The sequence below is a fragment of the Nitratireductor sp. GCM10026969 genome, from assembly GCF_042660605.1.
In the GTDB taxonomy this organism is placed as follows: domain Bacteria; phylum Pseudomonadota; class Alphaproteobacteria; order Rhizobiales; family Rhizobiaceae; genus Chelativorans.
Genome location: NZ_JBHSUM010000016.1, coordinates 1 through 13096, shown reverse-complemented (window position 1 = coordinate 13096; position 13096 = coordinate 1). Strand labels below are relative to the sequence as shown.

The following is a 13096-nucleotide window of genomic DNA, read 5'->3' as shown; positions in this document are numbered from 1 at the left end:
CATATAGTGTTTCTCGCCGCGAGCGTCACGGAAAAATCCCATCCGTGGGGCGTAGAATCCTCAGTTCCGCGGTGCGGAGGGGCCGACGACTTGTTCCTCAGGGGTGGGGGCTTCCTGCGGTTCCGCCTGTGGCGATTCCTCGCCGCCGGTCAGTTGCTCGGCGAGCCGCAGGCCTTCCCGCACGCGTGCGGCGATCGTATGCATTGCCGCGCTGGCGACGGCACAGACCTGCGGCTGGCGTTCACACAGGCGGGCGACGTCGCGCACGGCCTCGCCGGCGGCACCCAGCGTTTCCAAGGGAGTGACCGGTTCGACATCCGGAGCTTGGCCATGCGTGCCCAACGGGATGAACAGGAGCGCCAGCGACAGCCAGAATGCGCAGCGGATCAGGAATCTCATGGTTCACACGTCTCCTGTGCGGCCTCCGCCCGTGACGGGCAGGGCCGTGGGGCTTGGGTGAAATGCTACGCGTGGGGCCCTGAGGAATTGGCTAAAATTCTCGGTAAACAAGCAGAAAAGACGGAAAATCGGCTCTTGAAGCGCCTTTAGTTCGAGTTCTCATAACTTTGGCATTTAGGTGCTTAACCAGCCAAACTCCTGCCATCGTTGGGCAATCAGTCTCCCCGCGGCTTGAATCGGGACGCATGGGAGCCGTTATTCCCGCGCGCTGACGGGCGACCCTTTGTTAACCATGCGGGCATTCGCACCTTCGCGCCACCTGCTTTTCGCGCGCGGCGCGGCGTTCGGCGACGGCAATTTATCCTTTCCTTAAAGGCTGGGTGCCAGGGTCGCGACGAGAACAAGAGCCCGCCAAGCGGACACAAGCTGAGCGCGTCGAGTTGAGTACACGAGAGTTCCATGTCGCAGATCGGCTCCAGGGCATGCAGGCCGCATGCGCCCGCCTGCTGCATCCGTCCGTGACGGGCGAGGCCGAGCGCGCGCGTCAACTACGCCTTCTTCAGGTCCTCTTTGCTGCCCCTGCCTTTGCGGCGCTTGCGGCTGCGCTCGTGCTCGCCGGATTGGGGGGCGGCACGACCGTTCTAACCGGTGTGGCGATGGTGTTCGGCCTCGGGCTGCTTGCTCCATTCGCGCTGATCGCCACGGGACGTCGCGATCTCGTCGAGCCGGCCGCGGTCATCCTCGGCATGGCAGTTGTCGCCGGCCTGATCGCCGTCGGCGGCGGACTTGCCTCACCACTTGCGGCGATGGCTGCCGTGCCGGCGGTGGAAGCCGGGTGGATCGCCCGCAATCGCAGGGCCGCCGGTCTTGGCCTTGCTGCGGGAGGCGCTGGCGTGGTTCTCGGCGCCGGCGCAGCCGCGGCTATGCCGGATGTGGCGTCTACGGTTTTGGGTTCAGCCTGGCAGTGGATCGTACCGCTTGCCTACGCCGCCACCATCGTCCTCCGACTTTCCTCCGGCCTTTTCGAGGCGCGCGGGGAGGCCGAGTCCCGGCAGCCGCCGGTCGAGGACATCATCGGGGCGGTCGTCCTCGGCCTGCGTTCGAACGGCGATGTCGCGCATGCTTCCGAGCAAGCTCGAAGGCTTCTGGCGGTCGCGCCCGAGATGCTGCTGGGCCCCGGCCTCTTCGACCGTCTCCACGTCGCCGACCGCGTATCCTACATGAGCGCCCTGGCGGACCTGAGGGAGGGAGCCGAATCGCGCACCGTGCGGCTGCGCGTGAGAATGCCGGCGGACGACGGCGTTCCGGGCGGGCACTATCGCAGCGTGATTGCAGACATGGTCGCCGATCCTGAAGGGACGGCGATCGCAGTTCTTCGCGACGATGCGGCCACCGACGAACTGCAGGCCGCGCTTGCCAGGGCGAAAGAAGCCGCGGAAGGCGCGACACTTGCCCGTGATCACTTCGTGGCTTCCGTGAGCCATGAACTGCGTACGCCGCTCAATGCCATTGTCGGCTTCTCCGATGTCCTTGCCAATGAGATGTTCGGTGGCTTCGCGAACGACAAGCAACGCGAATATGTGGGCCTCATCCGCCAGGCAAGCGGGCATCTCCTGTCGGTGGTGAACGGTGTTCTGGACATCTCGAAGCTGCAGTCGGGCACCTATGCGCTGGCGGCGGAGCCTTTCGCATTCGACGAGGCGGTCGATTTGTGCGTCGCGCTGATGGCGCGCGAGGCGGAAGCAAAGGCGGTGGCCTTGAAGACCGATATCGCAAAGGACATCGGTATGGTGCATTGCGACCGCCGTGCGCTTCAGCAGGTGCTCATCAACTTGATTTCCAATGCCGTGAAGTTTACGCCCTCGGGAGAGGTGAAGGTGACGGCGCGACGTTCCGGCGATCGGCTGGACCTTACCGTCAGCGACACGGGGATCGGCATGGCCGCCGATGACCTGGAGCGGGTAGGCACGCCTTTCACGCAGGTGCAGAACGGCTATTCGCACCAGGGCACGGGGCTCGGGTTGGCGCTGGTCAAGGGCTTGGTGGGCCTGCAGGGCGGTGGCATGAGCATCGAGAGCGCGCCGGGCGCCGGCACACGCGTGCATGTTTCGCTGCCGGCCAGCGATGTGAGGCAAGACGAGGAACTGGAGGCTGCAGGTGCCGCGGACGGCGGAGCGAACTGGAGTGGCGAGTGGAACGATGAAACACTACGCAAGAGCGCCTGAACGCCGCCGGCGTAGCGGCTGGTTCGGTGCGGGGCTTTCCGCCGCCGGGGCCGCCGTTGCGCGCAATCCAATTGCGGTGGGGGGAACGACGGCCTTTTTCGTGTCGCTGGCCTTCGTTTCGGCCAACGCACTATGGTATCAGCCGCAGATGCACCCCAGCGCTTTCGTGTCGACGCGCGCCTCCCAATTCGCCGTGCCCGAGCAGGACAAGGCGCCTCAACCTCAAGCCGCACCGCGGGAAGAGACGCGCCGCGCGCCCGCCGAACCGCGGCGGCAGCCGGCAGCGGAACCCGAGACAACCGGCTCGGTTGCCGAGGACACGGACACTCAGCCTGCTGAGGTAGGTGATCCGACGGTGCGGGCGGTACAGAACGTTCTCAGCGAACTGGGGCTTTACCGCGGGCCGGTCGATGGCCTGACGGGACCGCAGACGCGCGGGGCGGTGGAGACATACCGGCGCATCGTCGGACTCGAGGAAAACGGCGAGATCGATGCGCCCTTGCTACAGCAGCTCGGTCTGGAAGAGGCGACCGCGAATGCTGCCCCGCCGCGTCCTGCGCCACGCCCGGCGCCGCAAGCCGATGAGGCGGTGCAGACCGCTTCCCTGGATGCCGCCGCCGCACAGGCAGCGGGCGATCCGACGGTCGAGCGCGTCCAGGCGGCCCTGAAGGCCTTCGGCAACGACGATATCGAGGTCGACGGTGTCCTGGGCGAGAACACGCGCGGCGCGATCCGCGAGTTCCAGTCCTTGTTCGGCCTGCCGGTGACAGGCGAGCCGGACGAACCGCTTCTTTCCAAGATGCGCGAAATCGGATTGACCAACTGATCCGCCGATCGAGGACCGCTCAATGCGCGTGACCAGCGACTTGTGGGTATCGGTGCTGGTGAGGCGCATTTTCTCCGACGGCGGTTTCGCGGCGGTCAGGCGCAGGGGTGCGAAGGAGGCAGGCGCCATCTTCGTGATCCGGCGCACGCGCCTGGGCGAACTGGAGCTCTTCGCGCCGGCCTCGCAGACCAGCTATGACGAGGCGCGACCGAGTGACCGGCAGTTCGTACGTCTTTCCGCCACGGGAGATGAGGAGGCGGTGGAAAAACGCCTGGAGCGCGAGATTCGCTTCGACCCGGACGTATGGATCGTCGAGATCGAGACGGCCGCGGAGGTGGACAGCTATCTGGCGCTGGCCAGCGACTGAGGTGCGGCACCCGTTCGCTGCCCCTTCAGGCGCCAGAAGACGACCTTTTCCCGCGCACTTTCCACCGAGGTGGCCTGGTACCGCTCCACGAAGAGGCGGATGCCGGCGGCATGCGCCAACTGGGCCGGGTAGGCCGTCGCACTGATCAGAAACGCCTGTTCGACCGTCAGTCCGAGTGCTTTCAAGCCGGTGAGGAGATCGGAGTAGACGATGCCGTCGGCGAGGCGGCGCGCCTCTGACGGCGAAATCGAGAGCGCCTCGGCGAGCGCGGCGGCGAACCCGGCTTTGTCCCCGGCAAGCACGGAATCCCGCAAGCGGCGGTACGTCTCTTCCGATCCTTGCGAAGCGATGTCGCGGGTTTCCTCTGTTTCGGCTTTCCTTTCCTCCGCTTCCCGCATGACCGCGCGCAGTTGTCGGCGTGCTTCTTCCAGCGCGTCTTCAGCTTGTTCCGAATTGCCGGAGATTTCGGCTGCGCTTTCTGCCCGCGCGATGAGCGCACGGATAAGGTCGGCCACCACGGGATTGAGGTCGTCACGCCTGGCAATGGCGCGCGCATGCGGCAGGCCGTGGCGCGCGATGAGCCTGATCAGATCGACATCGCCGAGGGTGCGTGAACGCACCAGGAGCGGCGCAGAAATCCCCACGGGCTCGGCGCAGAGCCTGCGCACGAGCCCGGGCGGGGCTGGATCGCACTCGCAGAGCGCCGCCGCAGCGAAACGGCGCGCCTCGGCCGGCACGGAATCGTAAAGGCCGAGGGCGAGATCGTCGAGTTGGACGAGCTCATTGCGCGTCGGCCGGGCGAGGCTGCAAAAGCTGGAGATGGCCGCACGGAAGAGCCGCTCTCCATTGCCCGCCTGCCCCCTGAACGCGATATGCCTGAAATCCGCAGTCGACACGCAGCAACGCCTGGACACAACATGGGTTAATTCGGCACGGCGGTGACCACCGTGCCCGTTTCGCTCAAATTATCGGGAATGCGTTAGCGACCCATTAACCGCGCCGTTAAGCAAAGTCTTCACCATGGGGGTGCGCCGGGGCGGGTTGCATAAAGGATTTTTTAACCATAATCGGCGTTGATGACGCGCGGAGGCGTTGCGTACCCACTCCGGCACGATGCGGGAACGTGAGATATGGCCACGATCTTTCCCTTCAAGCCCGACCATACGCCGGCACGCGCGCGGCGGGCGCTTCCGGACGGGGGCGCCGAGGTCATCATTTTCCCCGGTGTGCGCTATGAGCGCGTACAATCCGCAGCTTGCAAGAAGGTTTCCGCCGGCCCGCGCAGTGCCAAGCGGCGGAAGAAGCGCTGAAGGCCGTCAGTCGGCCTGTCCGGGCGCGCAGCGGATGCCTTCCAGAAAGGTCTCGGCGACGCCGCGCCACGTCTCGTCGGGAACAAAGGCGCGAAAGAGCAGCAGTCCCTCCGCAGAATCGACCTCGATGAACACCGAGTCGCGGAACGCCGCCGGAACGGCCCGCCGCATCCGCAGCATCTGCTCCGGAGTCAGGACGACGAGATCGAGGTCCTTGCCCGCCATCGCCCGATCGCTGATGCTGAAGACGTTGAGGCCGTTGAGGTCGTAGATGGACATGGACCAGAAGGGGACCGCGCCGCTGCCGCGAACGTGAAGTGTCCCGTCGCCGAGATCGAACGGGCAGACCGCGGCCTCGATAAAGGGATTGGCCGGTTCTGGAACGTCCGCACCGAGAACCGCCCGCTCCAGGCGGACCGTTTCATAGGGGCGTACGGCGGCGGACAGGCGGGTCCATACATCCTCGGTGGAATAGCGCGGCACCAGGAAGAGGATGACGATGTGGACAATGGCCGCCCCGACGAGTCCGAGCAGGACGGCATGGAGGATCCTAAGCATCACACCCCGTCCTTCTGATTTCCGGCAGTGAAAGCCCTTGTGCTTCAGCACCGTTGGTCGCCGGCGTGTCGAAGAGAGTGAGTACGAGGCGCAACTCCCCCGTGCCGGTGAGAGCCAGCCAGTTTCCCGGTGCGGGATGGGGCGAGACGGTGATCGCGAAGCCGTTGTCGGGCGCGCGCAGAATCCGCCAGGAGTGCAGGGCGGTTTGACGGCGGTGAAGCGGTGGCAGCAGCGCGCCGCCGGGCGCAGCGGCATAAAGCGTCCACAGGCGCGCCACCGGCATCGGTCCCTCGATCCTGTAGGTGCAGCTCCGACTGAGACTCTGTCCGGCCGAATCCCGCATGGCAGTGAAAACGATGCCTTCCGAGCGGCCAAGCGGGATGCCCCCTTCGCGGGCAAAGCGCGCCCGGGAATAGGGATCGGCTTCACGGGTTCCCATGCTTGGATAAGCCGTCCACGGCCCCGCCCTGACGGCGCCGATGGGCGGCGCCTCCTCCAGCATCAGCCAGACGCTCGCCGCACCTCCGCCGATCGCTATGACGAGCGAGAGCAGGACAAGGAATACCGTTTTCAGCATGAGTGTCCGCGACGGATGTTTTCAAAGGGGGATAGCCGAGCCCACCGCTGCAGTGCAAGCGTGGGCGTTGCCGCCGGCTGACGGGTCAAAGTGCCGAAACCGCCTCGGGGCCTCCGTTCTGCTCCAGGGCAGGCGCACTACGGAAGCGCTCGAGCAGGCCGTCCAAGACGTCTTTGGTGGCCGGCGGCAAAATGCGCGTGCGCGTGCCAAGATCGTCCGTTTCGCCCGCCGCACCATCCGTCGCGGCGACCACGGTTTCATCGCGCTCGAGCAGGGGGTTCTCGATCCCGGGAATTGGCTTCAGCTCGATGTTGCGATGCGCATAGGCCATGAAGCGTTGCCAGACCATGGCCGGCAGGGAGCCTCCGGTCATGCGGTTGGTGGGATGGTAGTCGTCATTGCCGAGCCAGACGGCGGCAACATAGTTGCCGGTGTAGCCGACATACCAGCCGTCACGGTAGGACTGGGTGGTGCCGGTCTTGCCGGCCGAGCGCGCCATGGGAAGGGCAGCCCGCCGTCCGGTTCCCCGTTCGGGAACCTGGACCAGAATGCTGTTCATGGCCGAGACCGCCTGCTGGCTGAGTACGCGGTGCGGGGCAGGGGTGTCGCGCGCGTCGTCGTAGACGACCTTCCCCGAGTGGGTGAGAAGCTGTCGGATACCATGGCGCGTACCCGCAAACCCGCCATTGGCGAAGACGCTGTACGCGGTTACCTGGTCCATGACGGTCATACCGGAGGTGCCGAGCACCATGGTCTTGTGGCCGTTGAGCTCCGTTTCCACCCCCATCGCCTTCGTAAGCTTCTGGATCGGCTCGATGCCGAGATGATCGCGTGCAAGGCGCACCGGTACGGTGTTGTAGGAATGGATGAGCGCGGTGGCGAGGTCCACCCGGCCGGCATAGCGGCGTGTATAGTTTTGCGGCGACCAGTTGCCCCAGGAGATCGGCCCGTCGGAGATAACCGAACCCGGCTCGAAACCCGCCTCCATCGCCGTGGCATAAACATAGGGCTTGAAGGAGGAGCCGGGCTGCCGCACGGCCCGGGTGGCGCGGTTGAACTGGCTCTGGCCATAATCGCGCCCGCCGACGATGGCGCGCACGGCGCCATTGGTCTCCAGAACCACCGCAGCGCCCTGGCTGACGTCATAGTCCTCGCCATACTGGCGCAGATGGTATTCGAGCGATTCCTCGACGGCGTGCTGCAGGTCGGGATCGAAGGTCGTGCGTGCGACGAGCGAGTGGGTGGCGCCATCGGGCGCGATCTCCTTGACCTGCTCGAAGGCCCAGTCGAGGAAATAGTCCGGACTGTCGTGCTTGCCCCGGTCCACCGCACTGGCGGGGTTGAGCCGGGCCGAGAGGACCTGCCCCTCCGTCATGAAGCCGGACTGGACCAGATTGGACAGAACCTCGTTGGCGCGGGCGCGGGCGGCCGGCAGGTTGATGTGCGGTGCATAGCGCGCCGGCGCCTTGAAGAGACCGGCGATCATGGCCGCCTCGGCAAGGTCCAGGTCCTTCACCTCCTTGTCGAAGTAGAAATCGGCCGCGGCGGCGATGCCGAACGTGCCGCCGCCGAGATAGGCACGGTCGAGATAGAACTGGAGAATTTCCCTCTTAGACAGGTTGGCTTCCAGCCAGATTGCCAGGAACGCCTCCTTGATCTTGCGCTCCATCGTGCGCTCGTTGGTCAGGAAAAGGTTCTTGGCCAGCTGCTGGGTGATGGTGGAGCCGCCCTGGACGATGGTGTTGGCACGCACATTCTCGTTCATGGCGCGCAGGAGGCCGAAAAAATCGATGCCGAAATGCTCGTAAAACCGCCGGTCTTCGGTGGCGAGCACCGCCTTGACCACGTGATCTGGCATCTCGCCGACGGGCACAGAATCGCGCTGGATAATGCCGCGCTGGCCGATCTCGTTTCCGTAGCGGTCGAGGAAGGTGACGGCATAGTCGTCCTGGACGCGCCAGTCGCCGGCGGTCTCCTCGAAGGCGGGCATGGCCAGCGCCAGCATGATGACGGCACCAGCAGCAATCAGGGTCACACCTTCACTGAAGAACTCCACCACCGCGCGCTGCGGGCCATAGACACGAAAGCGGCGGAAGAAGATCGTGATGTTTTCCCAGGTCTCGGACAGTTTGAAGCCGGCTTCGTAAAGCGTGGAGTCGATCCAAGCGTCGACTTCGAGGAGCCTCGTAGCCCTCGGTACCCGCCCCTTGTCCGACCTTCGCCCGTTTTCCATCTGTCGGCCGCCCAGCCTCTTCCCTTAGCCTTGCCCTTTCATTTGTCGCGGAAACCGGTCGCGGCAAGAGCGCAAGGAAATGTCCCTCCTTGAAAAGGATTAGCACATTTGCGGCACGGCAGGAGGAGGATTCCGACCGGAAGGAAGAGAGAACGCAAAATGGGTAAAGACCTGTCACAGAACGGCAACGTGCGATGTTTTCGAGGGGTGGTTTGCTGCCTTTGTTGTATCGGGTGTATATAATTAGGAAAAAAGTCCTAATTATATACTTGACAAAGCACGGGCGATTTCATAGGTTTGGGGCAGAGAGGACAAACCGATGAAGCTCGATCACCCCATTTTCACCGATGTTGACGCAGCCCGCGAACACCTTGAAGCGCAGCGCTGGCCGAATGGTCCCATCTGCCCGCATTGCGGCAATGCCGATCCCGAGCGCATCACGCAGATGAAGGGCAAAGCCCATCGCCCCGGCCTCTACAACTGCATGGAATGCCGCCTGCAGTTTTCCGTCACAGTCGGCACCGTGTTCGAGCGCTCCAAAATCCCGCTCAACAAGTGGCTTCTGGCGACGTTCCTCATGTCTTCATCGAAGAAGGGCATGAGCGCCCACCAGCTTCATCGTATGCTCGGCGTCACCTACAAGACCGCGTGGTTCATGGCGCATCGCATTCGTGAGGCCATGAAAGAGGACAACGACACGTCCGGCCCTTTAGGCGGTGAAGGCAAGACCGTTGAAGCCGACGAGACCTATATCGGCAAGCGCGAGACGCCGCGTAAGCTCGCTCGTGGCCGCGTTCCCACCTACACCAAAGGCGGCAAGTCAGGCGGCGCACAGAAGCGCATCGTTGTCGGCCTTGTTGAGCGCGGTGGCCACACTCGCATGTTCCACTTGAACGACGCCACGAAAGAGACCGTGCGCAACGTGCTGGTCCGCAATGCCGACCGTAAGTCCATCCTCTACACCGACGAAAGCCGTCTCTACACCACGACCGGCGACGAATACGCTAAGCATGAGACGGTGAAGCATTCGGCAAAGGAATATGCCCGCTTTGAGAAAGACGGTACCGTCATTCACACCAACACGATTGAGAACGTGTTCTCCGTCTTCAAGCGCGGCATGGTTGGCGTCTACCAGCATTGTGGCGAAGCCCATTTGCACCGCTACCTTGCCGAGTTCGATTTCCGTTATAACCGTCGCGCGGCTCTAAAGGTCACTGATAGCGAGCGCCACGACCAGTTGCTTGCGATGATCGAAGGCAAGCGCCTGACCTATCGGCGGATTGGTGAAGCGGGTAACGCCTAAGCAGAAGGCGAGGCGCTTTCTGCAAAGACGAAAGCGCAACAGCAAATAATGTGCTAAGAGCTTGCATCTTCCGCGCGGGGTTAGGACGAAATGGCCGCATATATCGTCGCTTACGATCTTCACCAGCAAGGGCAGAATTATGAGTGCTTGATCGGAAAGCTGAAAACCTATCCGACACGCTGGCACATGCAGCAATCGGTATGGATTATCGACACGAACCAGACCAGCGTTCAAATCAGAGATTACCTAACTCCGTGCTTGGATTCCAACGATAAGCTTTTCGTCGCCAGGCTTTCAAACGAAGCAGCTTGGTTTGGCTACACCACCGACATCACTCAGTGGTTGAAGCAGAGACTTGTTCCATAGACGGAACAGGCGCTATCGGCTCGCCAGCTACATACGGTTTGCCGGGCTCGACTATCCGCCCCACTTTTCTGCTTTTGATCTTGGTTATCAGATCTTCCGTGTCTGTGTTGTTCCGCCTGTAGGATATCAGGAAGGTAATCGTAGTGGTGGCGGCAACCACAAAAAATAGCGCCCCTACAGCGTCCCAATTCGGAAGCGGCTGGCTCGCCCACATGCGCCCGATTACATTTGCAAAATTCTGGAAAAAGCCCGCAGCTACACCTAGCGAACCAATGGCAATTTCCAGTGAGCGGTTGCGACCGCTGTGCGCTAATTGCATGAGGGTCTCTTCCGAAATGATGTGCTCGATCCGCGCTTCATCATGAGTAAATAAGACAGTTGGGAGCGCCACAAACTCTTGTGCCGCCCATCCATCCTTAGGGTCGCTCATGAGATGATCCCCCAGCAAGAAGCTAAAGGGGATACATAGCAGCCTTTCGACGCTGCTGTAATACTAGTCCCGCGACGCAGATTTCGTAGGCTTGGGTGTGCGCTTGTGAGGCGGCTTGCTCGGTTTCTCCTTCACCGCCTTCTCATGCGGCTTAGGCGGGGTCTTTAGCATCCGCTTTAGCGTCTCGTTGAAGCGCTCGGCATCAGTGGACGGTTCCTGCTTCGTTTCCGACGACAACTCGTGTGATTCTTTGGATTGCGTCATTGGGGCCGCTCCTATAGCGCGGGATTGCGTCAAGGCGGTTATCCGCTTGGAGGCGAACCTTCTGGCTGACCGAGCTATCCGTTTCCAAGACAGCGACGACCGAGAGAGGCACGTGTTTTTCGCTATCTGCGATGACTCGTAGAAGCATCGCCTGCCACAATTTCGAGTCATTGGTCACGATGAACAATGCCACCGGGTCGCGATGTTCTGGATAAAACACCATGTCAGGTGCAATGTCGCTCAATTGATCTGACACCGCCTGTCCTTCGATAAAGCGAATACGACGCCTGCCCATCTCTGCCCTGATTGCGGTCCGGACATCATCCTCAAACGCATTCTTGACACGCTCAACAGTAAGGTGAATCAAATCGTTCAGGCGAAGCAGAAGCGCCGAAAACTCAAGAACAGCTTTGGGTAGATCGGCCTCAGTGACCCCTTCAATGAAGACTTCGCCCATGTCTTCATCATAGGCCGCGCCGTGCTGTTCCAGGATCTGCGAAAGAGCCTCACGGCGGCTATTTGCCTCCATGGAAGCGCCTTCGGCTTCAAGAAACGCTACCGTTAGCGCATTATCAACAAGTCGGTATGCGCCCCCCTTCGGGCCCAGCGCGTATATCCCTATGGGGTCTCCGGAAAGGTAGTTGTGATAAGGCGTGCCGATTGCTAGACCGCCCTTGAAAGCGGTGACGCGCACGTTCTCGCAGAACGCCCTGCAAATTCGCTCCTTCAAAACCATGGTACCGCGCCTTGAACAAATATGTCGGACTGGAATGGAAGCCCGACAAAACTGCACGCGATCGCCGTCGCGATCGCATCCTCCATATCATGGCCATCGTTAAGCAAATTTATGTGGCGATGATAGGACTCCTTGTCAGGAATGCGCCGCGTACCGAATGGTTTCACTAACCCGGTCGCCGAATCGTCCGCGTCGCCGCAACACGAATGAACATGCCATCCAGCATGGCTCCCGTGGAACTCCCATCGCGCGAGAACGCGACAATCTGTGCCCACATCTTCGGCTAGCGTAGCAATGAATTCCGGCACTTCTGTATGGTATGCCGCGAGCACTCGAAACCCACGTCCGAGCGCCGTAAACGTAATTATCTGCCACCTATAGCGGCGTGTGAGCGGATGGGCTTTCCCCCTCTTCTTGCTCAAGGGGAAGTCCTTAGCTCTTAGCTTTTCGTCGGTCCAAGATGAGTGCACCACACCCGTCTTTGTTGACCGAATTACGTCAACCACCCGCATGGAACCTTCTTAGCGGGTTGCCGGCCTGTCACGCAACACTCACCTTAACGAATCGCCCGTACTTTGTCACGTATATAATTAGGAAAAAAGTCCTTGACGCCGTGACGGTGGTTTGGTAGGGTTCAGGCATCGTCGGAAAAGTGGGTTCAGCGGCGGCGCGGTGTTTAGCGGCGCTGTTTCGGTTCTTCCGGCATGGAGATTTGCGAGCGCTGTGGCTTTCGGGCCCGGCGCTTTTTTGTTGGCTGGATGGGAGAGGTGGATTGCCGGGATCGGCTGCAGGTGTGCTTACGCCGGTGCGGGCGCTTTATGAAGGGGCGCCGGCGAGTCTGGATCTGCTGGCGCGGATCTCGGGGCGGACGGAGGCTTATCTCGAAAGGCGGGCGCGGGAGGAAGGGTGGCGCGCGCCGGAAGAATTTTCCCTTTCCGATCCCGAGGCGCTGGAAAGGCGGCTTATGGCGCTGTCGGACCGGCTGGTGGGTGATCTGGAGGCGGCAAGCGCCGAGGGGCGGGCCGCAGGGGGTTACGACAAGGCGCGCATCGACGCGCTGTCGGCCATGCTGAGGATGGTCGAAAAGCTCGGTGAAATGACCCGCGTTCCCGAGCGTGCTGCAGAAAAGAAGAAGAAGAACGATGCAGAACTGGCCGCCGCACTTGCCCTCATCGATGCCCGCATCGTGGAGCTTGCTTGTGAACTCGCAGCAAGCCTGGGCGGCGGCGAACCTCAAGGGGAGGCTGGCGCTCCAGATTCCCGATGAATGGTTCGGCCATGCGCGCGTGCCGCAATACCCGGTGGGGGCGCGGCTTCGCGATACCTGGCTGGTGATGGGCGGGCGCGGATGCGGCAAGACGCGGCTTGGCGCGGAGTGGGTCAACGCGCTCGTGCGGGGCCTGCCCCCTTTTGCGGAGCAGAGATATAAGCGGATCGCGCTGGTCGGCGAGACGCTGGCCGACGTGCGCGAGGTGATGATCGAGGGACCGTCCGGGCTCCTG

Annotated in this window: 14 protein-coding genes; 7 read left to right on the top strand and 7 right to left on the bottom strand. The window is 62.4% G+C overall.

Features of this window, described 5'->3' with window-relative positions:
- Window positions 1-60 precede the first annotated feature (60 nt).
- Window positions 61-399 (bottom strand): DUF5330 domain-containing protein, encoded by a 339-nt coding sequence (locus ACFP9U_RS06240; RefSeq protein ID WP_378619860.1) that lies wholly within the window; start codon window positions 397-399, stop codon window positions 61-63.
- Between the two features lie 482 nt (window positions 400-881).
- Between ACFP9U_RS06240 and ACFP9U_RS06235 the strand changes: the two genes are divergently transcribed.
- From ACFP9U_RS06235 to ACFP9U_RS06225, 3 genes are read left to right on the top strand one after another with little or no spacing between them, the layout of a single operon-like run.
- Entirely contained in the window at window positions 882-2624 is a 1743-nt protein-coding gene (locus ACFP9U_RS06235; protein WP_378619858.1) for a sensor histidine kinase, read from the top strand.
- The gene (locus ACFP9U_RS06230; protein ID WP_378619856.1) at window positions 2599-3450 is read left to right on the top strand and encodes a peptidoglycan-binding protein; all 852 of its coding nucleotides are present in this window, start codon (window positions 2599-2601) and stop codon (window positions 3448-3450) included. The genes ACFP9U_RS06235 and ACFP9U_RS06230 overlap by 26 nt, the downstream gene beginning before the upstream one ends.
- A gap of 22 nt (window positions 3451-3472) precedes the next feature.
- Complete coding sequence (locus tag ACFP9U_RS06225; protein WP_322452220.1) at window positions 3473-3817, top strand: DUF1491 family protein; 345 nt, start codon at window positions 3473-3475, stop codon at window positions 3815-3817.
- On the opposite strand, the gene ACFP9U_RS06220 is transcribed toward ACFP9U_RS06225, so the two are convergent.
- Window positions 3793-4713: a hypothetical protein gene (locus ACFP9U_RS06220; protein WP_378619855.1), complete on the bottom strand. Its 921-nt coding sequence runs from the start codon at window positions 4711-4713 to the stop codon at window positions 3793-3795. The genes ACFP9U_RS06225 and ACFP9U_RS06220 overlap by 25 nt on opposite strands.
- A gap of 234 nt (window positions 4714-4947) precedes the next feature.
- On the opposite strand from ACFP9U_RS06220, the gene ACFP9U_RS06215 reads away from it, so the two are divergent.
- Window positions 4948-5127: a hypothetical protein gene (locus tag ACFP9U_RS06215; protein ID WP_378619853.1), complete on the top strand. Its 180-nt coding sequence runs from the start codon at window positions 4948-4950 to the stop codon at window positions 5125-5127.
- Window positions 5128-5133: 6 nt separating this feature from the next.
- Here the strand turns inward: ACFP9U_RS06215 and ACFP9U_RS06210 are convergent, their stop codons facing one another.
- The 3 genes from ACFP9U_RS06210 to ACFP9U_RS06200 all read right to left on the bottom strand — a co-directional run bounded on the left by ACFP9U_RS06210 (window position 5134) and on the right by ACFP9U_RS06200 (window position 8495).
- Window positions 5134-5685 (bottom strand): DUF1254 domain-containing protein, encoded by a 552-nt coding sequence (locus ACFP9U_RS06210; protein ID WP_378619851.1) that lies wholly within the window; start codon window positions 5683-5685, stop codon window positions 5134-5136.
- Complete coding sequence (locus tag ACFP9U_RS06205) at window positions 5678-6262, bottom strand: DUF1214 domain-containing protein (RefSeq protein WP_378619850.1); 585 nt, start codon at window positions 6260-6262, stop codon at window positions 5678-5680. Before ACFP9U_RS06205 ends, ACFP9U_RS06210 begins: the two co-directional genes overlap by 8 nt.
- Before the next feature lie 85 nt (window positions 6263-6347).
- A complete protein-coding gene (locus ACFP9U_RS06200; protein WP_378619848.1) occupies window positions 6348-8495 on the bottom strand; it encodes a transglycosylase domain-containing protein in 2148 nt (715 codons plus the stop codon).
- Between the two features lie 319 nt (window positions 8496-8814).
- Here ACFP9U_RS06200 and ACFP9U_RS06195 point away from each other — a divergent pair, with 319 nt between their 5' ends.
- Complete coding sequence (locus ACFP9U_RS06195; protein WP_378619847.1) at window positions 8815-9798, top strand: IS1595 family transposase; 984 nt, start codon at window positions 8815-8817, stop codon at window positions 9796-9798.
- A gap of 331 nt (window positions 9799-10129) precedes the next feature.
- Here the strand turns inward: ACFP9U_RS06195 and ACFP9U_RS06190 are convergent, their stop codons facing one another.
- Together ACFP9U_RS06190 and ACFP9U_RS06185 are read right to left on the bottom strand one after the other, a co-directional pair.
- Window positions 10130-10594 carry a hypothetical protein gene (locus ACFP9U_RS06190; RefSeq protein WP_378619846.1) on the bottom strand — a complete coding sequence of 155 codons (465 nt, stop codon included), beginning with the start codon at window positions 10592-10594 and terminating at the stop codon, window positions 10130-10132.
- 202 nt (window positions 10595-10796) lie between these two features.
- The gene (locus ACFP9U_RS06185) at window positions 10797-11594 is read right to left on the bottom strand and encodes a DUF1828 domain-containing protein (protein ID WP_378619844.1); all 798 of its coding nucleotides are present in this window, start codon (window positions 11592-11594) and stop codon (window positions 10797-10799) included.
- Window positions 11595-12366: 772 nt separating this feature from the next.
- On the opposite strand from ACFP9U_RS06185, the gene ACFP9U_RS06180 reads away from it, so the two are divergent.
- Window positions 12367-12861, top strand: a complete 495-nt coding sequence (locus ACFP9U_RS06180; RefSeq protein WP_378619843.1) for a hypothetical protein — start codon at window positions 12367-12369, stop codon at window positions 12859-12861.
- Window positions 12794-13096, top strand: a 303-nt coding sequence (locus tag ACFP9U_RS06175) for a terminase large subunit domain-containing protein (protein WP_378619842.1), incomplete at its 3' end; no start/stop codon positions are given. The genes ACFP9U_RS06180 and ACFP9U_RS06175, both read left to right, overlap by 68 nt.